The organism is Arthrobacter jiangjiafuii, assembly GCF_018622995.1.
Taxonomy (GTDB): Bacteria; Actinomycetota; Actinomycetes; order Actinomycetales; family Micrococcaceae; genus Arthrobacter_B; species Arthrobacter_B jiangjiafuii.
In genome coordinates this window covers 2,541,621-2,563,415 of the sequence record NZ_CP076022.1, presented here as the reverse complement: position 1 = coordinate 2,563,415, position 21,795 = coordinate 2,541,621, and the positions used below count along the sequence as shown (strand labels likewise).

Genomic DNA, 21,795 nt, shown 5'->3' with positions numbered 1-21,795 from the left:
ATGACGCTTTCCCCGCTGGCCCCCGAATGGCTCAGCCATCCGGCGGATGCCAATGCACTGCGCCCGCTGATGTGGGCCCGCGACGTAACCCGGAACGACGCCGGTGAAATCGAGGTTGCCGGCGTCAGCGCCGGCGCGCTGGCGAAACAGTTCGGCACGCCCTTGTTCGTGGTCTCCGAGGCCGATTTCCGGGCCCGCGCCAGGGACTTCAAGGACTCCTTCGACGCCGCCTTCGCCGACCTCTGCGGGGGAGCGGACGTCTACTACGCCGGCAAGGCCTTCCTCTGCACGGAGGTGGCCCGCTGGGTCGCCTCCGAGGGCCTGCGCCTGGACACCTGCTCCGGCGGGGAACTGGCAGTGGCGCGGCGTGCCGGAATCCCCGGCGCCAACCTCGGCCTGCACGGCAACAACAAATCCGACGCCGAGCTGACCCGTGCCCTGGACATGGGCCTGGGCCGGATTGTGGTGGACAGCCTGCCCGAGCTGGAGCGCCTGGGCGCGCTGGCCGCCTCCCGCGGGGAACGGGCCAACGTCATGCTGCGCCTGACCCCCGGCGTGCACGCCCATACCCACGACTTCATCGCCACCGCGCACGAAGACCAGAAGTTCGGGCTCTCCATGGCACCGGACCCCGAGACCGGGGTGTCCCCGGCCGCCGCAGCGGTGGCAGCGGCCCTGGGCCACGGGGGCATCACCCTGCTGGGCCTGCACTGCCACATCGGCTCCCAGATTTTCGAGCCAGAGGGCTTTGAGCTGGCAGCCAAGCGGCTGCTCGGCTTCCTGTCCGGGGTCAAGGCTGAACACGGCATCGAACTTCCCGAACTGGATCTGGGCGGCGGCTACGGCATCGCCTACACCGAGGCCGACACACCGCGTCCGCCGGCCGAAATCGCCAAGGCGATGGCCGCCGTCGTCGGCGCGACCTGCAAAGAGCTGGGCCTGGCCGTTCCCCGGATTTCGATCGAGCCCGGCCGTGCCATTGCGGGCCCGTCTACCTTCACCCTGTACCGCACCGGCACCATCAAGACGGTGCGCGTGGACACCGCCGGCGGCGGAACGGCCGAACGCCGCTATGTGTCGGTGGACGGCGGGATGAGCGACAACGCCCGTCCCGTGCTCTACGACGCCGACTACTCCGCAGTGCTGGCCTCGCGTGCCTCCGAAGATGACGCGGTTATGTCACGAGTGGTTGGCAAACACTGCGAAAGCGGGGACATAGTGGTTCGGGACGTCTATCTGCCGGCAGACACCGCAGACGGGGACCTGCTGGCCGTTCCCGGAACGGGCGCCTACTGCTGGGCCCTGTCCAGCAACTACAACTACATTGCCCGGCCGCCCGTCGTTGCCGTGGCCAATGGTGCCGCCCGGCTGATTATCCGCGGCGAAACCGAAGAAGACCTATTGTCCCGGGATGTTTCCTAGGCGGAGATTTCCCCCGCCACCGAGCGTCCCACGAGGCGCAGAACCGCCGAATTGCTAGAGGAGTTGGCACGCACAATGAAGACCCTGAAAGTTGCACTGCTGGGATGCGGAAATGTCGGTTCCCAGGTGGCCCGGATCCTCATTGACGACGCCGATGCCCTGGCCTCGCGCACCGGTGCCCGGCTTGAACTGACCGGAATTGCGGTCCGCAACCCGGACGCCCCGCGGGACACGGACCTGCCGAAGGACCTGTTCACCACGGATGCCGAGAAGCTGGTCGAAGATGCCGACATCGTCATTGAACTGATGGGCGGCCTGGAGCCGGCCCGGTCCCTGATGCTGCACGCGATCGGCCACGGCGCCTCGGTGGTGACCGGCAACAAAGCCTTGTTGGCCGCAGACGGCGCCGCTTTGTTCGAAAAGGCCGACGCCGCCGGTGTCCGGCTCGCCTATGAGGCAGCGGTGGCCGGAGCGATTCCGATCCTGCGCCCCATCCGCGACAGCCTCTCCGGTGACCGCATCACCCGCGTGCTCGGCATCGTCAACGGCACCACCAACTACATCCTGGACGCCATGGACAGCACCGGCGCCCAGTTCGCCGATGCCCTCGCCGAGGCACAGCGCCTGGGCTACGCGGAAGCCGATCCCACCGCCGATGTGGAGGGCCACGACGCCGCCTCCAAGGGTGCCATCCTCGCGTCGCTGGCGTTCCACACCCACTTCGACCTGGCGAATGTATCCTGCGAGGGCATCTCGGCGGTCACCGCCGAGGACATCGCTGCCGCGAAGGAGGCAGGCTTCGTCATCAAGCTGCTGGCCATCGCCGAAAAGCTCCAGGACGACGACGGCGCCGAGGGCGTGAGCGTCCGCGTGCACCCCACGCTGCTGCCGCGCACGCATCCGCTGGCCGCCGTGCACGGCGCGTTTAATGCGGTGTTCGTGGAGGCGGAAAACGCCGGCGAGCTGATGTTCTACGGCCAGGGCGCCGGTGGAGCGCCCACTGCCTCCGCCGTGATGGGCGATGTGGTCTCCACCGCCCGCCGCCTGGTCCTGGGCGGCCCGCTGGGCGCCGAAACCCCCACCGGTCACGTGCCGGCACTGCCGTTCGAAAAGGTCACCACCAGCTACAGCATCGGGCTGCAGGTCACCGACCAGCCCGGCGTGCTGGCCGCCGTGGCCCGGGTCTTCGCCGAACACGGCGTCTCCATCGAAACCATGCGCCAGACCATCCACGGCGAGGGCGGGCAGGCGGCCGCAGAACTGCGCTTCGTCACCCACCGCGCCACCGAGGCTGCCCTAGCAGCCACCGTCGAGGCCATCAGGGGCCTGGACGTCATCAATTCAGTCACATCCGTCCTGCGGGTAGAAGGGGTCTAATACCGTGGCTCATCAATGGCGCGGCGTCATCCGCGAATACGCCGATCGTCTGCCCGTAACCGACAGCACCGAAATCATCACCCTGGGGGAGGGCGGCACGCCGCTGGTCCGGGCGAAGGCGCTGTCCGAGCTCACCGGCAACGAGGTTTACCTCAAGGTCGAGGGCATGAACCCCACCGGTTCCTTCAAGGACCGCGGCATGACCATGGCCATGACCGCTGCCGTGGAGGCCGGGGCGAAGGCCGTCGTATGTGCCTCCACCGGCAACACCTCCGCCTCCGCGGCCGCCTACGCAACGCAGGCGGGCATCACCTGCGCCGTGCTCGTACCGGACGGCAAGATCTCCATGGGCAAGCTCAGCCAGGCCATCGCGCACGGCGCGCAACTGCTGCAGGTCAACGGAAACTTCGACAACTGCCTGGACGTGGCCCGCAAGCTGGCCGAGGCGTACCCGGTGTTCCTGGTGAACTCCGTGAACCCGGCCCGCATCGAAGGCCAGAAGACCGCCGCCTTTGAAGTGGTGGATGCCCTGGGCGACGCTCCGGACTTCCACCTGCTGCCCGTCGGCAACGCCGGAAACATCACCGCGTACTGGAAGGGGTACTCCGAGTACGCCGCGCCCTACACGAACCTTGCCGGGGACGAGCTGGCACCGGTTGCCACGAAGACCCCGGCCATGTGGGGTTTCCAGGCCGAAGGCGCCTCGCCCCTGGTCAAGGGCCACCCGGTCAGCGACCCGGACACCATCGCCACGGCCATCCGGATCGGCAATCCCGCGTCCTGGGACCAGGCGATCGCTGCCCGCGACGAGTCCGGCGGCCTGATCGAAGCCGTCACCGATACGGAGATCCTGGACGCGCACCGCTGGTTGTCCTCCCGCGAGGGTGTCTTCGTGGAGCCCGCCTCGGCTGCCGGTGTGGCCGGCCTGCTGAAGAAGCATGCCGCCGGCGAGGCGCCCACCGGCAAGACCATTGTCATCACGGTCACCGGCCATGGGCTGAAGGATCCGCAGTGGGCGCTGCGCACGGCAGATGGTTCGGATGTGGAGCCCACCAAGGTGGAGTTCGACGTCGTATCCGTCGCCGCTGCGCTGGGCCTGGAAGCACAGGCTGCGGGCTAAGCAGACATGCACGTGAGTAACTCCGCGGAACTCTCCCGCGCCGCCGCCGCCGTCGCCCCCGGGCAGGACGTCACCGTGCGGGTGCCGGCCACCAGCGCCAACCTGGGCCCGGGCTTTGACAGCCTGGGCCTGGCCGTGGGCCTGTACGACACGGTGCGGGTGCGCACCTCGGGCGAGCCCGGAACCCTGGTCCGCATCACCGGCGAGGGTGCTGGAACGCTGCCCACCGATGAGACCCACTTGGTGGTCCGCACGATCCGCCTCACGGTGGAATCGGCCGGCTATGCGCTGCAGGGGCTGGAACTGGACGCGGAAAACATCATTCCGCACGGCCGCGGCCTGGGTTCCTCGGCCTCGGCCATCGTGTCCGGTGTCCTGGCCGGCAACGCCCTGCTCCCGGCCGGGCACCGCCTCGACGCTGCAGCCCTGCTGGATCTGTGCTCGCGGCTGGAAGGTCATCCGGACAACGTGGCTCCGGCGCTGGCCGGAGGGTTGGCCATCTCCTGGGAAGAAGAGGGAGCGTTCCGCTCCGTCACCGCCCCGGTGCACCCGGACATCATTCCGGTGGCCGCGGTGCCGTCCAACGAGCTGTCCACCGAAAGTGCACGCGGACTGCTCCCAGACACTGTTCCGCACGCCGACGCGGCTGCCAACTCCGGCCGTTCTGCCCTGCTGATCCACGCCCTTGCCGCGCAGCCGGCGATGCTGCTGCCGGGCACGGTCGATTTCCTGCACCAGGACTACCGGGCGGCCGCGATGGAACCCAGTGCCGCGCTGGTGCGCCACCTGCGGGAAAACGGGGTGGCCGCGGTGATCTCCGGGGCCGGGCCAACCGTCATGGCGCTGGCTGCGGGCCAGGTGCAGGCTCAGGAAGCGCAGTCCCTGATCAACGGGCATCTTGAGGCGGCGGGAACTACGCAATCCTGGCGCGTTTTACGGCTGAGCGTTGACCGAGATGGTGCTAGAGTGGAAGAGCACCTACGGTAGTAACCGTCTTCGGTAGAACCGTTTTTGTGCTCCCGTATCAGGCCGTCCGCTTCTGGGCCGCCCTGAAAATTTGTTGAAAATCCGTTGTGCAGGGCATATTTTGTCCAAACACCGTGTTGAAGACACTTGTTCACGTGCGGAAGTGCAATTCTCGGTGCAGCCTTCCGGGTACTGCCAAGACACGGCCAGTGCCCTTGAATGCCGCATAGTTCGGCAGCGAAGCTGACCAGACTCCTGTGGATTCTTTTCCAAGAGGCACCTTTGTAGATTCGCCGATGTCCGGGCTTTCACCGGTACCGGCGAACCCTGACCCCCATGTCTGACCATAGGGGGACCAGGGCCAAATCATCCGCGGCCGGCACTGCGCCGGACCGCCCGACGAGGGGGAAGGATCCTTCGTGACAGACACCACTGACCTGACAACAGGTGTGGATTCAGCAATCGCCGGAAACAACGGCGAAGCGACTTCAAAAAGCTCCGGTCTCGCAGGCCTGAAGCTTGCACAGCTCCAGGCACTTGCCGGCCAGCTCGGCATCACCGGCGGATCCCGCATGCGCAAGGGAGATCTCGTAACGGCCATCTCCAACCACCAGCGGGGCGGCGCAGTTGCCGACCGCCCGGTGCGCGGTGCCAAGACCGACAGTGCACAGGCCGAGGGCGCCAAGGCCGGTTCGGACCGCGCAGCGGCTCCGGCAGTCGAAGCACCCGCCGCCGAGCAGGCCGCTCCTGAGCGTCCCACCCGGACCCGCAACCGCAACCGCCGCGCCGCCAGTGACGGAGTAGTCACTGCTCCGGCCGCTGAAGCACCGGTGGAAGCCGCGCCCGCAGCACAGGCCCCGGCCGCCGAGGCACCGCGCGAGGACAATTCCCGCGAGGATGCTCCGCGTGAGCGCAGCAACCGCCGCTCACGCAGCCGCCGCGCCGACAGCGAGGGAACCTCCGAGAACAGCCGCGAAAACAACCGCGAGAACAACCGCGAGAACAGCCGCGCCGAGAACGGCCGTGCCGAGGCCAAGCCGGAGCAGGCTGCAGAGTCCGCCCCGAACGCCTCGGAGGCACCTTCCGAGGACCGTCGCGAGAACAACCGCAATGAGCGCGAGAACAACCGCGGCGAGCGGGAGAACAAGCGCGGCGAGCGGGAAAACAACCGCGGCGAGCGGGAAAACAACCGCAACGAGCGGGAAAACAACCGCAACGAGCGGGAAAACAACCGCGGTGAGCGGGAAAACAACCGCGGCGAGCGGGATTCCCGTGAGGACTCGGACGAGAACGGCCGCGGACGCAACCGCCGCAACCGCAACCGCAACGACCGCAACGACCGCGGCGACCGGAATGACCGCAGCGATCGTAACGACCGGAACGACCGCAGCGACCGGAACGACCGTTTCCGTGACCGCAACGAGCGCCGCCGCAACCGGAACCAGAACCCGGATGTCGACGATGTCGAGGTAACAGAGGACGACGTCCTGCTGCCCGTTGCCGGCATCCTGGACGTCCTGGAGAACTATGCGTTCGTCCGCACCTCCGGCTACCTGCCGGGCCCGAACGATGTCTACGTCTCCCTGGCCCAGGTCAAGAAGTACAACCTGCGCAAGGGCGACGCCGTCGTTGGCGCCATCCGCGCCCCCCGCGAAGGCGAGAGCCAGGGCGGCAACCAGCGCCAGAAGTTCAACGCGCTGGTCCGTCTGACCACCGTCAACGGCAAGCCCGCCGAAGACAACAAGGACCGCGTGGAGTTCTCCAAGCTGGTTCCGCTGTACCCCTCCGAGCGCCTGCGCCTGGAGACGTCCGCCAAGGTGATCGGCCCCCGCGTCATTGACCTGGTGGCTCCGATCGGCAAGGGCCAGCGCGGCCTGATCGTTTCCCCGCCGAAGGCCGGCAAGACCCTGATTCTGCAGGCGATTGCCAACGCAATCACGATCAACAATCCTGAGGTCCACCTCATGATGGTCCTCGTGGACGAGCGCCCTGAAGAAGTCACCGACATGCAGCGCACGGTCAAGGGTGAGGTCATTGCCTCCACCTTCGACCGTCCCGCAGATGACCACACCACGGTTGCCGAACTGGCCATCGAGCGTGCCAAGCGCCTCGTGGAGATGGGGAACGACGTCGTCGTCCTCCTGGACTCCATGACCCGCCTGGGCCGCGCCTACAACCTGGCCGCTCCGGCGTCGGGCCGTATCCTCTCCGGTGGCGTGGACTCGTCCGCGCTGTACCCGCCCAAGCGTTTCTTCGGTGCTGCCCGCAACATCGAAAACGGCGGCTCGCTCACCATCCTGGCCACGGCCCTGGTGGAGACCGGATCCAAGATGGACGAGGTCATCTTCGAGGAATTCAAGGGAACCGGCAACATGGAACTGCGCCTGTCCCGCAACCTTGCGGACAAGCGCATCTTCCCGGCCGTGGACGTCAACGCGTCCGGTACCCGCCGCGAAGAGAACCTGCTTTCCCCTGATGAAGTCAAGATCATGTGGAAGCTGCGCCGGGTCCTGTCCGGCCTGGACACCCAGTCGGCGCTGGAACTGCTCACCGGAAAGATCCGCGAGACGCAGTCCAACGTGGAATTCCTGATGCAGATCCAGAAGACCACCCTGGGCACCAAGGACGACTAGCTGCCTTACCGAGCCGCTCATGCCCCACGTTTCCGCACTGCGGAAGCGCGGGAGCCTGGGCGGCTTGGCAGTTAACGCGCGTTTGTGTCAGCGCCGCGGCCGTTAAACTGCTGGTGGGCAGGTAAGAACGTGTGCCACAGGCACCAGTGCAACAAGGATCCGTCCACCCCTGGACCGGGTCCACAGTCGAAAGAGGAACGTAAAAGATGTTTGAGTCCATACAGGGCCTGTTGGATGAGCACGCTGAACTGCAGCTGCGGCTCTCCGATCCGGCAGTACACGCGGACCAGGGCCTGGCCCGCAGGCTCGGACGGCGCTACGCCGAACTCAGCCGCATCGTGGACGCATACAACAAGTGGCACGCCCTCGAAGACGACCTGGCCGCCGCATCGGAAATGGCAGCGGAAGACCCCGAATTCGCCGCCGAGGTTCCGGTCCTGAAGGAGCAGCTCGACGATGCGCAGGAGAAGCTGCGCCGCCTGCTGATTCCCCGCGACCCCAATGACGGCCGCGACGTCATCATCGAGGTCAAGGGCGGCGAAGGCGGCGACGAGGCGGCCCTGTTCGCCGGCGACCTGCTGCGCATGTACACCCGCTACGCCGAGACCCGCGGCTGGAAGACCGAGATCATCAGCTCCACGGAGTCGGATCTGGGTGGCTTCAAGGACGTGTCCATGGCGATCAAGGGCAACTCCAACGACCCCGCCGAAGGCGTCTATGCCCGCCTGAAGTACGAGGGCGGCGTGCACCGCGTGCAGCGCGTGCCCGTGACGGAATCCCAGGGACGCATCCACACCTCGGCCGCCGGCGTGCTGGTCCTGCCTGAAGTGGACGAGCCCGAAGAAGTTGAAATCAGCCAGAACGACCTGAAGATCGACGTCTACCGGTCCTCCGGTCCCGGCGGGCAGTCTGTGAACACCACCGACTCCGCCGTGCGCATCACCCACCTCCCCACGGGCATCGTGGTGGCCATGCAGAACGAAAAGTCGCAGCTGCAGAACCGCGAGGCCGGCATGCGCGTGCTGCGCTCCCGCATCCTGGCGCACCGGCAGGCGGAGATCGACGCCACGAACTCCGATATCCGCAAGTCCCAGATCCGCACCATGGACCGCTCTGAGCGGATCCGTACCTACAACTACCCGGAAAACCGGATCGTGGACCACCGCACCGGTTACAAGGCGTACAACCTGGACACCGTGATGAACGGCGACCTGGAAGCCGTGGTCCAGGCCGCCATCGAAATGGATGAGCAGGCCCGCCTGGACGCCATTGGTGACGAGAACTAACAAAGCCGATGGAATCCACCACCCTGGCGGCGGCCCTGCGGGAAGCCGCCGCCATTTTGGCCGGCGCCGGCGTCCCCACTCCGGCTGTTGACGCGGAGCTGCTGGCCGCCCACCTGCTGGGGGAGTCCCGCGGACGGGTGAAGGCCCTGGCCTTCACCGACGCGCCCGTTCCGCCGGGCTATCCGGAGCTGGTCGCCGAACGGGCCGCCCGCGTGCCGCTGCAACACCTGACCGGCACGGCGTCGTTCCGCTATCTGGACCTGCTGGTGGGGCCCGGGGTGTTTGTGCCCCGGCCTGAGACCGAGACGGTGGCCCAGCTGGCCATCGATGCCGCCCGCTCTGCTGCAGTCTCAGGGGTTACGCCCAAGGTGGTGGACCTGGGCACCGGATCCGGCGCGATTGCAGCCTCCCTAGCCACGGAGGTGCGCGGCGCGGAAGTACACGCCGTCGAACTTTCCCCGCTCGCCCTGGCCTGGGCGAAGCGGAACCTGGATCCCCTCGGGGTTCACCTGCTGCACGGAGACCTGCGCACGGCGCTGCCTGAGCACGACGGTACTTTCGACGTGGTGGTGTCCAACCCGCCGTACGTTCCCGAGGACGCCATTCCCAACGAACCCGAGGCGGCCGAGCACGATCCGGCGATGGCGCTCTACGGCGGGGGCAAGGACGGGCTGGAACTGCCGCTTGCCGCTGCCCGGACCGCCGCCCGCCTGCTGAAACCGGCGGGGTACTTTGTGATGGAACACGCGGAAGTCCAGGCCGGGCGAATCGCTGCCCTGCTGTCGGCTCAGCCCTGCTGGCGGGACGTCGCCACCCACACCGACCTCAACGGCCGCCCCCGCGCCACCTCCGCGGTGCGGACGGCCGCCCACACCTAAACCGCCCGAGACGAAGACGAAGGACACCCAGCCCGTGACTACCACCTACGACTGCACCGACCCTCAGGCCCTCAGCGAGGGACTGGCCAAGGCACAGCAGGCCATCGCCGCCAAGGCATGCGTGGTGCTGCCGACCGACACCGTGTACGGCATCGGCGCCGACGCGTTCTCCCCGCAGGCCGTGGCCACCCTGCTCGCAGCGAAGGGCCGGGGCCGGTCCATGCCGCCGCCCGTGCTGATTCCCCGGATGCAGACCATGGACGGGCTGGCCGTCGACGTGTCCGACGACGCCCGCGCCCTCGCCGAGGCGTTCTGGCCGGGCGGGCTGACCCTGATTTTCCATTCCCAGCCGTCCCTGACCTGGGACCTGGGCGACACCATGGGCACGGTGGCGCTGCGGATGCCTGATGACCGCATCGCGCTGGACCTGCTGGCGCTGACCGGTCCGATGGCCGTGTCGTCTGCCAACCGCACCGGCCAGCCCGCAGCACAGGACGCCGCGCAGGCCCGTGAACAACTGGCTGAATCGGTGGAGGTCTATCTCGAGGCCGGCCCGCGGCCGACAGACGGCGCATCCGGTGTCCCCTCCACCATTGTGGACGCCACGTCAGACGTGCTGCGCGTGGTCCGGCTGGGCGCCATCAGCCTGGAGAAGCTGCAGGAAGTCGTCCCCGGCGTGGTGGGCCCGGACGCCTAGCGCCGCGCTTTGGCTTTGAGTGTGGCGAACCTGCTGTTTCGGTCCGCCGAGTGTCGGGTCCGCGCTGCTTCGCCGCCGCCCAAGCGGCATGGTCCCGACAATCGACCGGGGGGAGCGGCATCGTCCCGCCACTCGACCAGAGGGCCGCGGCCCTAACGGTTGGCAGGTTCCCGGACCGAGCGCAGGACTTCCTGCACCTGCGGTTCGGGGACATTGCCGGTTTCCTCGGCCCAGCCTGGAACCTGCCGCTGCCCAAACCACATCATCTCCACCCGGCGCAGCGCTCCGTGGAGCCGCTCACCGGCCAGGGCGGAGAGCCGGTAGCCGGCCCAGAGGGTGCTCCGGCAGAGCCAGGCCGGCAGCCGCAGGGGCTTGCGCCCGCCGGCAGCTTCCAGCACTCCGGCCACCGTGGCCTGCTCCCAGGGTTGGAGGACGACGGCGGGAACATGGCCCTGGTGCAGCCCTACGGCACGGACAAACCGCACCAGCGAGTCCACCGAACTGACCGGGGACGGAGCCGTGCCCTTGCCCGCCACCGAAGCCAGCGGCGAGGCTGCCAGGCGGGCCAGCTTGGCGGTGGTCGGCCGCTGCGGACCTTGCACCGAGGTGGCGCGGATGGTCACGATGCTGCAGGATCCGGCCGCCCGGTCCGCCAGGGCACGTTCGCCCAGGGCCTTTGACCGGGAATAGGCCGAAAACGGCTGGACACGGCTGCTCTCGTCCAGGAACGGACGGTGGCCCTGGACGGCAGCGCTGCTCAGGTGCACAAAACGCTGCACGCCGGCTGCATCGGCTGCGTCGGCCACTACCAGCGGCAGCAGTGAGTTGGCGCCGCGCAGGGCGGGGGAGTCGGTGCCGCCCGGGGTAGCCAGGCCGGCAGCGTTGACCACCACCTGGACACCGGTGAAAGCGGCAGCGAGCCCGGCTCGAACCTGCTCCAGTTCCACTGCCTCAGCCAGCAGGGCCGGTGCATCCGCGGCCGCCGAGGACAGGCGCGGTGCCGGGACCGGACGCACCGTAATCCCGGCAGCCGCCAGGTCGGCGCAGACGGCATTGCCAATGAAGCCGGTGGATCCGAGCACTGCCCAGACCGGAGCGTCCGGATCGGCGGGCTGCTGTGCTGGTGCTGGTACGGGAGAAGGTGAGGACTGCGTCAAACTGCGTCATTCCGATCAGTGGGGGAGGGTGCCTCAGCGGCGGACGGGGCCTGCAGGGCGGGCATGGGCTGCCAGGAAGTGTCGCGGCGGATTATCCGGCTCTCGCGCCAGCCCCGCCAGAGGCTTCCCGCTCCGGAAATCCGGTGCTCCACGGCCAGCAGCCGCAGCATTTCCTTGGCCGCGGTGAGCAGCGTGCCGAGCGCAAAGCCGGCGCGGTGGTACCGGCCGTGTGCCTGCAGGTACTGGGCTGTGTAGCCGCGGTTCCGCATGGAATAAAAGCGGCTGAGGTCGCTGGAATCGTTCAGGTGCCGGATGCCCAGGTCGATCTGCTTCTGCGGACGGACCTTCTGCAGCACAAAGTCATTCACGTACACCACGTCGGTGATCCGGGAGGCAAGCCAGCCGTACATCTCGTCGTCGCCGTTGATGAAAAAGCGGGCGTCGGGCAGCCCGATCCGCCGTGCGACATCCGCGGAGATGAGCATGCCCTCGAAGCAGCCCACGTTGGTTTCGAACACGGGTGAATCCTGGAAAACGTTGCCGCGGACGGGGACATGGATGCCCAGGAACGGCAGGAAGCGGTGCTGCCAGAAAAAGGGCCTTCCGGCGTCGTCCAGCCGCCGGCCGTGGATGCACTGGTAGGTGCCGGTCCATTTGGCCAGGGCGGCCACGGCGCCGGGGAGGACAACGACGTCGTCGTCCATCAGCCACAGCCACGCAGCACCTTCGGCCAGGGCCCGTTCCACACCCGCGGCGAACCCGCCCGCGCCGCCGGCGTTGACCGGCAGGCGCAGGTTCACCAGGGGCACGGAAAGCCGGGCGGCGGCAGCGGTGAGCACGTCCTGGGTGTCATCGGTGCTGGCGTTGTCCACCACCACGATCCGCTCCGGTGCAGGCTCCAGGGCCGCCACGGAGTCCAGCAGCCCGCGCAGGTACCCGGACCGGTTGAAGGTGGTGATAACCAGCGTCAGCGCGGCGGGCGCAGCGCTCCCGGAGCCGGCCGCGCCGGAATCCGCCGGGGTCCCAAACCCTCCGCCCATCTCAGAACCCAAAGTCCGACGGCGGGCCGAACCGGCCGCGCATTCCGGAGGTGTAGGCGCGCAGCCAGGCTGCGAAGCCGCGGGGATCGCGGGTTTTGATGAAGTGGACCGGGTAGCCCACGGCGTCTGCGGCGAAGGAGCGCAGCCGCTTGTACTTCCAGGTCAGGTGGCCGCGGTTGCGGTAGAAGTAGAACTGCTTGAAGGCGTTTTCGGGGACCAAGACGTGGAGCCGGTCACCGGCCAGCGGCTGGACCTCGGCCCAGGCCGCCGGGTGCGTCAGAGCCACGGAGGTCACCGTGCCGAAACGGACACCGGCGCGGCGCAGCCGGATCATGAAGTCGGTTTCGTCACCGCGGATGAACAGCCGCAGATCGGGCAGGCCGACGCGGAAGAACACATCGGCACGGATCAGCGCGCCGTTGAAAAAATGCCCGACGTCGGGGATGAAGCCCAGTTTTTCCACTGCGGCGCGCTCATGGGTGAGCTTGCCGTCCAGCCGAAAGTGGAAGGAGAGGGTGTCCGGGTGTCCGGGGGCAACCACCAGCGGCAGCACCACGTCCACGTTGTGTTCCCGTGCGGCGTCCAGCAGGGCAGAGAGGCACCCGGGATCCTCCGGATGGGCGTCATCGTCCATGATCCAGATCCAGTCCGCACCAGAGGCCATGGCCGAGAGAATAGCGAGCGAGAAACCGCCCGCACCGCCCAGGTTCGTCTTGGACCGGATGTACGTAACGGGCGCATCGGAGGACTCAGCGATATCCTGAACCGGAGTCTTCCCTGAATCCACCAAGGCAACTGACGTAATGTTGCCGGTTTGGGCTGCCAGGGAACCAAGCAGCGTGGCGACATCGTCTGGACGGTCGAAGGTTACTGCTGCTACGGCCACGGAGTCCGGCAAAATGATCCTTTCGGGGCAACCCGGATGAGCGGCACAAGCCGAACGGAGAAGGGTGTGCAGTTAGAATGCTGATGAGATTCCAGTCTATTACACCGGATTCTTCCGAACTGTGTTGCAACCACCGAGAAGAGAACCGGGGAACTACCCGTTGAGGATTATGAGGCAGACAAGCACGGACGAGCGCGGTCCCATCCGCGACGAAAAACCTGCGCTGTGGCTGTGGTCCCAGTACATCCTGGATTCCCTGGCCTGGATCGTGGCCATAGTCCTGGCCCTGGTGCTGCGCTACGAGCTCACGGTTGACCAGATCAACCCTGCGGGTGTGGCTGTCTTCTGCGCCGCCGCCGTGCTGGTGCAGCTGGTCGTCGGGTATTCCTTCGCCCTCTACCGGGGCAGGTACAGCTTCGGCAGCTTCCACGAGATGCGCCTGCTCGCCATAGTCACCCTGGTCGTCGCAGCCATCCTGGTCCTGGTCAGTGCCATCTTCGGCCTGGCCATCGACATTCCGCGAAGCACCGGAATGATCGCGTTCCCGTTTGCCTGCCTCTTTATGGCCGCCATCCGCTATCTCAAGCGCATGTATGTCGAGGGCAAGGCCCGCCCGGGCGATGAAGCCTCCCGGACCCTGGTCTACGGCGCCGGCTTCCTGGGCAGCTCGCTGGTCACCCGGATGATGAAGGACCCGGAGTCCCCGTACTACCCGGTGGGCCTGATTGATGACGATCCCGCCAAGAAACACCTGCGCCTGTCCACGGTGCCGGTGCTGGGCCGGCTCGAGGACCTGCGCGAAATGGTGCAGCGCACCCGGGCCACCGTCCTGATCATCGCGATCGCCGACGTCGAGGCCAGCCAGGTGCGCCAGGTGACAGACAAGGCCGAAGGGCTGGACCTTCGGGTGCTGGTGCTTCCGCCGCTGAAGGACATGCTCAGCAAGGGGGCAGGTGCCGGGCTGACCGACTTCCGCGAAGTCGCCGTCGAAGACCTGATCGGACGCCGCCCCGTGGACATCCATGTGGAGGAGGTGGCCGGTTATCTCACCGGCCGCAAGGTCCTGGTTACCGGAGCAGGCGGCTCCATCGGTTCGGAACTGTGCCGGCAGATCACTGCCTTCGACCCTGCCGAGCTGATCATGGTGGACCGTGACGAAACCGGCCTCCAGCTCACCCAGCTTTCCATCACCGGACACGGTCTGCTCAACGGCAGGGACACCGTCCTTGCCGATATCCGTGACTCCGACGCGCTGGACCAGATCTTCACCGACAGGCGGCCCGACGTCGTCTTCCACGCCGCCGCGCTCAAGCACGTCTCGCTTTTGGAGCAGTACCCGCAGGAGGCCTGGAAGACCAACGTCCTGGGAACCGCGAATGTGCTGCGTGCCGCCAAAAAGGCCAAGGTCCGTTACTTCGTGAACATCTCCACCGACAAGGCAGCGAACCCCACCACGGTGCTCGGACACTCCAAGCGGGTTGCCGAGAAACTCACCGCGTGGATGGCCGGAAACACGGGGGACCGGTTTGTGTCGGTGCGCTTCGGCAACGTGATCGGCAGCCGCGGCTCCATGCTTCCGCTGTTCACCGAGCAGATCCGCCAGGGCGGGCCGGTCACCGTGACGGACGCTGACGTCACCCGTTTCTTCATGACCATCCCCGAGGCCTGCCAGCTCGTCATCCAGGCCGGTGCCATCGGCCGCGGCGGCGAGGTCCTGATCCTGGACATGGGCGAGCCCGTGAAGATCCTCGACGTCGCCAACCGGATGATCGCCATGTCCGGCAAGGACATCGAGATCGTGTTCACCGGCCTGCGCCAGGGGGAGAAGCTGCACGAGATCCTCGTGGGCACCGGCGAGGACGATTCCCGTCCGCTCCATCCGAAGATCTCCCATACGGCAGTGGACGAGCTCGACCCCAGCGACCTGCGGTTTGAGGACTGGCTGAAAAAGTGCGGCGTCGACGCCCACGGCGAGGTCCTCCCGCCGGTGACCGGGATCGGCGGAGCAGCCTCGGTGGAACGGACCGGCCGCCGGCCGTTCAACGGCGGCACGGCTGAACGGCGGACCGGCTGATGCTGCTGGCCCTGTGCATCGCTGCGGCTTTCCTGGCCAGCCTGCTGCTGCCTTTCCTCTTTATCCCGTTCCTGCGGCGCCTCGGTGTCCTGGACATCCCCAATGAGCGGTCCTCGCACACCAAGGTGATCATCCGCGGGGTGGGCGTCACCATCGCCGCCGGCGTCCTGCTCGGGCTCTCCCTGTCCGTGCTCACCGGGCTGGTGCCCGTGGACCGTTCCGTCGTGCTGATCCTGGTGGCCGTCATCGGCTGCGCGTCGCTGCTGGGCTGGATTGAGGATTTCCGCGGCCTGTCCGTGCGCGTGCGCGCCGGGCTGCAGCTGGCCATCGGCCTGCTGGGCACGGCCGCGCTGGTCTGGACCATGGAGCAGAGCTACTGGTGGGTGCCGGTGGGTGGCCTGTTCATCGCGGCGTACATCAACGTGGCCAACTTCATGGACGGCGTCAACGGAATTTCCGGCCTGCACGGCGTGGCGGTGGGCGGCTTGTACGCCATCGCGGGCATGCTCAGTGACCACATCTGGCTCACCGTGGCCGGGGCGGTGACAGCGGCTGCATTTGCCGCTTTCCTGCCCTGGAACCTGGGCCGCGGTTCGGTATTCATGGGCGACGTCGGCAGCTACCTGCTGGGTGCGTCGGTCGCCGGCATTGCCGTGGCGGCCTTCCTCGCCGGGGTCGACGTCGAATACCTGCTCTTCCCGATCGTGATCTATCTGGCCGATACGTTCTCCACCCTCCTGCTGCGCGTCAGCCGGGGCGAGCGCTGGTACGCGGCACACCGCCAGCATGTCTACCAGCGGCTGACCGATGTCGGGCTCAGCCACCTTCAGTCGGCAGGCGTGGTGACCGCGTGTACCGTGCTGACCGGCACTGCCGGACTGCTGATTGCCGGCGCCGGCGACGGCGTTAAGCTCACGGGCAGTCTTTTCACTGTTGCCGTTGTGGTGTTCTACCTGTTGTCGCCACGTATTCTCCGCACCCGGCAGGCCAGGATCAGGACCGTCGGGAGCACCGGAAGGTAGCCTGGGGCAACCAAGCGGCCGGTGCCGACTTCTATGTGTTGTAGAATTTCATCAGTCGTGGATTCCCGCGCCGCCCCACCCGCTCCCGTGCCGAAGGATGTCCTAGCGTTATGAGCCCCGTAGACGGTGCCCAGGCTGGACGTCCCCTCGTCGCTTCCGGACCCACTTCCAATCCCTGGCTCGGCATTTTTGCCGCCGCGATGAAGTGGACCGGGATCCTGGCGGCTCTCCTCGCGGTGGCTGCCCTGGCCGTCGCCGGGTCTCCGGGGCTGGGCAGCGCACTGTTCGGTTGGGCGCTGGTCATCGCGTTCAGCGGCGTGAGCCTCCTGATTGTCCATGTGGTGGGACGCGACAATCCACACGGTGCCATGGCAATGTTTGCTTTGATCTACATCGTCAAAGTAGTGCTCTTTGCCGCGGTGCTTTTCCTGATTGGCAGGCCGGCGTGGCTGGACGGAACATGGTTCTTTGCCTCCGCGCTGGGAACCGTTGTGGTGTGGCAGATAGCGGAAATCCGTGCCTTTTCCCGGATTCGTTTCCAGCTGTACGACGACGAGCCCCGGGATACTCCAGCAACGCCAACACCAGTAAAAGGGGAAAAGGATGCCTGAAAAACCCGCCTATGACCCCGAGGGCACTTACGACTCCGGCATGCGCGTCTTCAGCTACATCATTGGCGGGATCGTAGCCTGGGGTTTGATAGGGTGGTTTTTGGACAATCTGTTCGAGACTCAATGGTTGGTGCTCGTCGGTATTCTCTTCGGAGCTGCCGCCGGATTCTACCTGACCAAAGTGCACGGCCTGACCGGAAGCAAACCTGCGAAAGCCAGCGTCGGCCATCCAGCCCACGACCGTGAAGAAGCCGAACAGTAATGCCACAGATTTTAGACCGGGCAACTAGCTTTGCCCCGATTCACACGCCCGATGAAGGACACAGCAGAGAGGAAACGCGTTGATCGCGCTTGCACTCCCGGCCACTAATGAAGGTGGATTCGTTCCGCCGGCCATTTCAGATATGCACCTCCCTGAGATTTTCCCGTGGGGCGCCGAGTACGGTACCGGTGTTGGCAAGCAGATGCTGCTGGTCATCATCTCGGTTGTCATCATCGCTGTGTTCTTTATCCTTGCCTCCCGCAAGGGAAAGCTCGTGCCGGGACGCCTCCAGTTCCTGGGCGAGTGGGGATACGGATTCGTCCGCAACAGCATCGCCAAGGACGTGATCGGCGAGCGTGACTTCCTGAAGTTCGTTCCCTTCCTCTTCGCGCTGTTCTTCTTCATTGTTGTCAACAACATTTACGGTGCCATTCCGTTTATCCAGCTCCCCAGCTTCTCCCATCCGGGCGGGGCCTACCTGCTGGCAGCGATCGTCTACTTCACGTGGATCGGCGTTGGCATCAAGAAGCACGGCATGAAGTACTTCGTGAAGGCCACAGTGCCCTCAGGCGTGCCGTGGTACATCCTCCCCGTACTGGTCCCCATCGAGATCATCTCCAACTTCCTGGTCCGGCCGATCACGCACAGCCTGCGTCTGTTCGCCACCATGATGTCCGGTCACTTGATCATCATGCTGGCCGGTGCCGGCATCGAATACCTCCTGGTCCTCCAGGACAACATCCTGCTCCAGGCATCCTCCCTGCTGGTTCTAGGCGGCGGTATCGCCATGTACATGCTTGAAGCGCTGATCATGGTGCTCCAGGCCTACGTTTTCACGCTGCTGACCGCCATTTACATCCAGGGCGCACTGGCAGACGACCACTAAGCTTTCCCTCCGGGAAAACCCAAGCTTCCCCTCGGGGAAACCCCAAGCAACCTGCCCATCAGGGCATCTTGAAAGGAAAAAACACATGGAAATCGAAGGTAGCCTCAACGCAATCGGCTATGGCCTCTCCGCAATCGGTGGCGCCATCGGCGTGGGCCTCGTGTTCTTCGCCTACATCAGCGGCGTTGCTCGCCAGCCGGAGGCACAGCGCGTCCTCCAGCCGATCGCTTTCCTGGGTCTGGCACTGACCGAAGCCCTCGCTATCCTTGGTCTGGTTCTCGCGTTCATTGTCTAGTCCGAACCGACTGACCCACCAAGCAGATAGGACGGGTGCATTATGGATCAGGTAGTCATATTGGCAGCCACTGAAGGCGCCAGCCCCCTGATGCCCAACATCTGGGAAATCCTGGTGACGGGAATCAGTTTCGCCATACTGATGTTCATCGTCGTCAAGTTTGTGGTGCCCGCCTTCGAGAAGACGTTCGCTGAGCGTACCGAAGCCATCGAAGGCAACATTGCCAAGGCTGAAAAGGCCCAGGCAGAGGCCAGTGCAGCGCTGGACGAATACAAGGCGCAGCTCTCCGATGCCCGTGCCGAAGCCAACACGATCCGTGAAGAGGCACGCGCCGAAGGCGCCCAGATCCTCGCGGAACTGAAGGCAAAGGCCGCTTCGGAATCCGCACGGATCACCGAGCAGGCCCAGGTGCAGATCGCTGCAGAGCGGCAGGCGGCTGTAACGTCGCTCCGCGCTGAGGTCGGCACGCTGGCAACCGAGCTGGCTGGACGCATCATCGGCGAAACGCTTGAAGATGACGCCCGCGCCGCCCGCGTGGTTGACCGTTTCCTTGTGGAACTGGAAAACGAGAACGCAGGTGCAGCTAGGTAATGGCAGGAGTATCGAGCGAATCACTGGCCATTGCCCACGAGCAGCTGGAAGCCAAGCTTCCCTTTGCTTCGGTGTCACTGGCCGAGGAACTCTTTGGAATCCTGGGCGTCCTCGACAGCAACGCCGGTATCCGGCGTGCGCTGACCGACCCCGCGCGTCCAAGCGATGCCAAGGCGGCGCTGGTTTCACAGCTGGTCGGCGGCAAGGTTTCGGCAGACGCCGAAGCCATTGTTTCCGATCTGGTCTCCTTGCGTTGGCGGTCTCCGCGTGACTTGGGTGATGCGCTCGAGGAACTGGCTGCCACCGTTGTTTCGGCAACGGCAGAAAACAGGGGAGCGGGCCTCGCCGGCCTGGACGCGCTGGAAGACGACCTGATCCGGTTCCGCCGGGCAGTAGCTTCCAGCCACGAAGTCCAGCGGGCCTTGTCCGAGCCGCAGGCATCGCCTGAGGCCAAGATGGTCCTGGCGGAAAAGCTCGTGCCCGGGGCCAGCCCCGAAGCACTGGCGCTGATCCGGCAGGCAGTCACGCATCCGCGTGGCCTGAAGCCCAGCGCCTTGGTGGCACGCTTCCTGGAGCTCGTTGCCGGGCGCCAGAAGCGGTGGATCGCCGAGGTTCGGGCCGCCCGTCCGTTGACCCAGGAACAGCTTTCGCGTCTGCAGTCCTCTCTAAACGGACTCTACGGCCGTGAGTTGAAGATCAACGCCGACGTTGACCCGTCACTTATCGGCGGCGTGCGGATCGCAGTGGGAGACGAGATACTGGATTCATCAGTAGTCTCCCGTCTGTCCGACCTCCGTCGGAAGCTCGCGGTCTAGCCGTCCCTTCGGGGCGGTTGAGACCAGTTCACGAACATTTGAGAATTAATCCCGGTCATCGGCACCAAGCGATGATCACAACACAGGAGAGCAGGGACTGCAGATGGCCGAATTGACCATCAACGCCGACGACGTCCGTAATGCGTTGAACGAATTTGCGGCGTCCTACGAACCCGGAAACGCAGAGCGCGTTGAAGTTGGCCGCGTAACAACCGCCAGCGACGGCATTGCCCGTGTGGAGGGCCTGCCCTCCGTGATGGCGAATGAGCTGCTTCGGTTCGAGGACGGCACACTGGGCCTGGCCCAGAACCTTGACACCCGTGAAATCGGTGTCGTTGTACTCGGCGATTTCGCCGGGATCGAAGAAGGACAGGAAGTCCACCGCACCGGTGAAGTCCTGTCCGTACCCGTGGGCGACGCCTTTCTGGGACGCGTCGTCGACCCGCTGGGCGAGCCGATGGATGACATGGGCCCGATCCAGGCTGAGGGTCGCCGTGCACTGGAACTCCAGGCACCGGGCGTAACCCAGCGCAAGTCGGTCCACGAACCGCTCCAGACCGGTCTCAAGGCTATCGACGCCATGATTCCGATCGGCCGCGGCCAGCGACAGCTGATCATTGGCGACCGCAAGACGGGTAAGACCGCCATTGCCGTGGACGCCATCCTTAACCAGAAGGCCAACTGGGAATCCGGCGATGTCACGAAGCAGGTGCGCTGCATTTACGTAGCCATCGGCCAGAAGGCATCGACGGTTGCTGAAATCAAGCGCACCCTCGAAGACAAGGGCGCGATGGAGTACACCACCATCGTTGCTTCCCCGGCTTCGGACCCCGCCGGTTTCAAGTACCTGGCTCCCTACGCCGGTTCGGCCATTGGCCAGCACTGGATGTACGGCGGCAAGCATGTACTGATCATCTTTGATGACCTGTCCAAGCAGGCCGAAGCCTACCGCGCCGTATCCCTGCTGCTCCGGCGCCCGCCGGGACGCGAGGCCTACCCGGGCGATGTGTTCTACTTGCACTCCCGCCTGCTGGAGCGTTGCGCCAAGCTCTCCGATGAGCTCGGTGCCGGATCGATGACGGGCCTGCCCATCATCGAAACCAAGGCAAACGACGTCTCGGCCTACATCCCGACCAACGTCATCTCCATCACCGACGGACAGATCTTCCTCCAGTCGGACCTCTTCAACGCCAACCAGCGCCCCGCCGTCGACGTCGGTATTTCCGTCTCGCGCGTCGGTGGTGCCGCACAGCAGAAGGCCATGAAGAAGGTCTCCGGTACGTTGAAGCTGGAACTGGCCCAGTACCGCGACATGCAGGCATTCTCCATGTTCGCGTCGGACCTGGATGCAGCCACCCGCCAGCAGCTCACCCGCGGTGCGCGGCTGATGGAACTCCTCAAGCAGGGTCAGTACGCTCCGTACCCGGTTGAAGAGCAGGTTGTCTCGATCTGGGCCGGCACCAACGGCTACCTGGACGATGTTCCCGTGGAAGACGTGCTCCGCTTTGAGGGCGAGTTCATCGACCACCTGAAGCACAGCACGTCCGTGCTGACCACCCTGGCCCAGACGGGCAAGCTTGAGGACTCCACTGTGGACGAACTCAAGAAGCGCGTTGTCGCGTTCAAGGAAGGATTCTTCGGCGAAGGAGACAACCACATGGTTGCCGCCGGCCACGAAGAGTACTCCGCCCTGGGCGAAGACGCTGTTGACCAGGAAAAGATCGTCAAGCAGAAGCGCTAGCGGCTTTTAGTTCCGCGTCCGGATCCTTGATCCGGA

19 protein-coding genes and 1 pseudogene are annotated in these 21,795 nt (G+C 65.8%); 17 read left to right on the top strand and 3 right to left on the bottom strand.

Going from position 1 to position 21,795, the window contains the following annotated elements; translation table 11 throughout:
- The 8 genes and pseudogenes from lysA to KKR91_RS11965 all read left to right on the top strand — a co-directional run.
- Positions 1 to 1,422 (top strand): diaminopimelate decarboxylase, encoded by a 1,422-nt coding sequence (gene lysA / locus KKR91_RS12000; RefSeq protein WP_210231551.1) that lies wholly within the window; start codon positions 1 to 3, stop codon positions 1,420 to 1,422.
- Between the two features lie 75 nt (positions 1,423 to 1,497).
- On the top strand, positions 1,498 to 2,799 hold the full coding sequence (locus tag KKR91_RS11995; protein ID WP_210231552.1) for a homoserine dehydrogenase: 1,302 nt from the start codon (positions 1,498 to 1,500) through the stop codon (positions 2,797 to 2,799).
- 4 nt (positions 2,800 to 2,803) lie between these two features.
- Positions 2,804 to 3,919 (top strand): threonine synthase, encoded by a 1,116-nt coding sequence (gene thrC, locus KKR91_RS11990; protein WP_210231553.1) that lies wholly within the window; start codon positions 2,804 to 2,806, stop codon positions 3,917 to 3,919.
- 6 nt (positions 3,920 to 3,925) lie between these two features.
- Entirely contained in the window at positions 3,926 to 4,906 is a 981-nt protein-coding gene (gene thrB / locus KKR91_RS11985; protein WP_210231554.1) for a homoserine kinase, read from the top strand.
- Positions 4,907 to 5,304: 398 nt separating this feature from the next.
- Complete coding sequence (gene rho, locus KKR91_RS11980; protein ID WP_210231555.1) at positions 5,305 to 7,518, top strand: transcription termination factor Rho; 2,214 nt, start codon at positions 5,305 to 5,307, stop codon at positions 7,516 to 7,518.
- A gap of 206 nt (positions 7,519 to 7,724) precedes the next feature.
- Entirely contained in the window at positions 7,725 to 8,804 is a 1,080-nt protein-coding gene (gene prfA, locus KKR91_RS11975; RefSeq protein WP_210231556.1) for a peptide chain release factor 1, read from the top strand.
- 8 nt (positions 8,805 to 8,812) lie between these two features.
- A complete protein-coding gene (gene prmC / locus KKR91_RS11970; protein ID WP_210231557.1) occupies positions 8,813 to 9,682 on the top strand; it encodes a peptide chain release factor N(5)-glutamine methyltransferase in 870 nt (289 codons plus the stop codon).
- Positions 9,683 to 9,716: 34 nt separating this feature from the next.
- A pseudogene (locus KKR91_RS11965) lies at positions 9,717 to 10,367 on the top strand (L-threonylcarbamoyladenylate synthase); the annotation flags it as partial.
- A gap of 164 nt (positions 10,368 to 10,531) precedes the next feature.
- Here the strand turns inward: KKR91_RS11965 and KKR91_RS11960 are convergent.
- From KKR91_RS11960 to KKR91_RS11950, 3 genes are all read right to left on the bottom strand, one after another.
- Positions 10,532 to 11,461, bottom strand: coding sequence for an NAD-dependent epimerase/dehydratase family protein (locus tag KKR91_RS11960; protein WP_237687363.1), 930 nt, complete (start codon positions 11,459 to 11,461; stop codon positions 10,532 to 10,534).
- 71 nt (positions 11,462 to 11,532) lie between these two features.
- The gene (locus tag KKR91_RS11955; RefSeq protein WP_210231560.1) at positions 11,533 to 12,576 is read right to left on the bottom strand and encodes a glycosyltransferase; all 1,044 of its coding nucleotides are present in this window, start codon (positions 12,574 to 12,576) and stop codon (positions 11,533 to 11,535) included.
- 1 nt (position 12,577) lies between these two features.
- Entirely contained in the window at positions 12,578 to 13,474 is an 897-nt protein-coding gene (locus tag KKR91_RS11950) for a glycosyltransferase (RefSeq protein ID WP_210231561.1), read from the bottom strand.
- Positions 13,475 to 13,631: 157 nt separating this feature from the next.
- Between KKR91_RS11950 and KKR91_RS11945 the strand changes: the two genes are divergently transcribed.
- From KKR91_RS11945 to atpA, 9 genes are all read left to right on the top strand, one after another.
- Entirely contained in the window at positions 13,632 to 15,536 is a 1,905-nt protein-coding gene (locus tag KKR91_RS11945; protein ID WP_210231562.1) for a polysaccharide biosynthesis protein, read from the top strand.
- Complete coding sequence (locus KKR91_RS11940; protein ID WP_210231563.1) at positions 15,536 to 16,558, top strand: MraY family glycosyltransferase; 1,023 nt, start codon at positions 15,536 to 15,538, stop codon at positions 16,556 to 16,558. Before KKR91_RS11945 ends, KKR91_RS11940 begins: the two co-directional genes overlap by 1 nt.
- Before the next feature lie 110 nt (positions 16,559 to 16,668).
- Positions 16,669 to 17,169: a Cg1360 family ATP-synthase-associated protein gene (locus KKR91_RS11935; RefSeq protein WP_210231564.1), complete on the top strand. Its 501-nt coding sequence runs from the start codon at positions 16,669 to 16,671 to the stop codon at positions 17,167 to 17,169.
- Entirely contained in the window at positions 17,162 to 17,431 is a 270-nt protein-coding gene (locus KKR91_RS11930) for an AtpZ/AtpI family protein (RefSeq protein ID WP_210231565.1), read from the top strand. Before KKR91_RS11935 ends, KKR91_RS11930 begins: the two co-directional genes overlap by 8 nt.
- Before the next feature lie 79 nt (positions 17,432 to 17,510).
- Positions 17,511 to 18,317: a F0F1 ATP synthase subunit A gene (gene atpB / locus KKR91_RS11925; protein WP_210231566.1), complete on the top strand. Its 807-nt coding sequence runs from the start codon at positions 17,511 to 17,513 to the stop codon at positions 18,315 to 18,317.
- Positions 18,318 to 18,402: 85 nt separating this feature from the next.
- Complete coding sequence (locus KKR91_RS11920) at positions 18,403 to 18,612, top strand: ATP synthase subunit c family protein (RefSeq protein ID WP_152219239.1); 210 nt, start codon at positions 18,403 to 18,405, stop codon at positions 18,610 to 18,612.
- Between the two features lie 42 nt (positions 18,613 to 18,654).
- A complete protein-coding gene (locus KKR91_RS11915) occupies positions 18,655 to 19,203 on the top strand; it encodes a F0F1 ATP synthase subunit B (RefSeq protein ID WP_210231567.1) in 549 nt (182 codons plus the stop codon).
- Positions 19,203 to 20,018, top strand: coding sequence for a F0F1 ATP synthase subunit delta (locus KKR91_RS11910; protein WP_210231568.1), 816 nt, complete (start codon positions 19,203 to 19,205; stop codon positions 20,016 to 20,018). Before KKR91_RS11915 ends, KKR91_RS11910 begins: the two co-directional genes overlap by 1 nt.
- A 103-nt stretch (positions 20,019 to 20,121) precedes the next feature.
- Positions 20,122 to 21,759, top strand: a complete 1,638-nt coding sequence (gene atpA / locus KKR91_RS11905) for a F0F1 ATP synthase subunit alpha (RefSeq protein ID WP_210231569.1) — start codon at positions 20,122 to 20,124, stop codon at positions 21,757 to 21,759.
- The last annotated feature ends 36 nt before the right edge of the window (positions 21,760 to 21,795 follow it).

Excerpts from the sequence above, each read along its gene's own strand:
- prmC (WP_210231557.1), top strand. The coding sequence starts at position 8,813 with ATGGAATCCACCACCCTGGCGGCGGCCCTGCGGGAAGCCGCCGCCATT.
- lysA (WP_210231551.1), top strand. The coding sequence starts at position 1 with ATGACGCTTTCCCCGCTGGCCCCCGAATGGCTCAGCCATCCGGCGGAT.
- KKR91_RS11935 (WP_210231564.1), top strand. The coding sequence starts at position 16,669 with ATGAGCCCCGTAGACGGTGCCCAGGCTGGACGTCCCCTCGTCGCTTCC.
- prfA (WP_210231556.1), top strand. The coding sequence starts at position 7,725 with ATGTTTGAGTCCATACAGGGCCTGTTGGATGAGCACGCTGAACTGCAG.
- KKR91_RS11955 (WP_210231560.1), bottom strand. The coding sequence starts at position 12,576 with ATGGGCGGAGGGTTTGGGACCCCGGCGGATTCCGGCGCGGCCGGCTCC.
- KKR91_RS11920 (WP_152219239.1), top strand. The coding sequence starts at position 18,403 with ATGGAAATCGAAGGTAGCCTCAACGCAATCGGCTATGGCCTCTCCGCA.
- KKR91_RS11930 (WP_210231565.1), top strand. The coding sequence starts at position 17,162 with ATGCCTGAAAAACCCGCCTATGACCCCGAGGGCACTTACGACTCCGGC.
- KKR91_RS11995 (WP_210231552.1), top strand. The coding sequence starts at position 1,498 with ATGAAGACCCTGAAAGTTGCACTGCTGGGATGCGGAAATGTCGGTTCC.
- thrB (WP_210231554.1), top strand. The coding sequence starts at position 3,926 with ATGCACGTGAGTAACTCCGCGGAACTCTCCCGCGCCGCCGCCGCCGTC.
- KKR91_RS11945 (WP_210231562.1), top strand. The coding sequence starts at position 13,632 with ATGAGGCAGACAAGCACGGACGAGCGCGGTCCCATCCGCGACGAAAAA.
- KKR91_RS11915 (WP_210231567.1), top strand. The coding sequence starts at position 18,655 with ATGGATCAGGTAGTCATATTGGCAGCCACTGAAGGCGCCAGCCCCCTG.
- atpA (WP_210231569.1), top strand. The coding sequence starts at position 20,122 with ATGGCCGAATTGACCATCAACGCCGACGACGTCCGTAATGCGTTGAAC.
- KKR91_RS11910 (WP_210231568.1), top strand. The coding sequence starts at position 19,203 with ATGGCAGGAGTATCGAGCGAATCACTGGCCATTGCCCACGAGCAGCTG.
- KKR91_RS11940 (WP_210231563.1), top strand. The coding sequence starts at position 15,536 with ATGCTGCTGGCCCTGTGCATCGCTGCGGCTTTCCTGGCCAGCCTGCTG.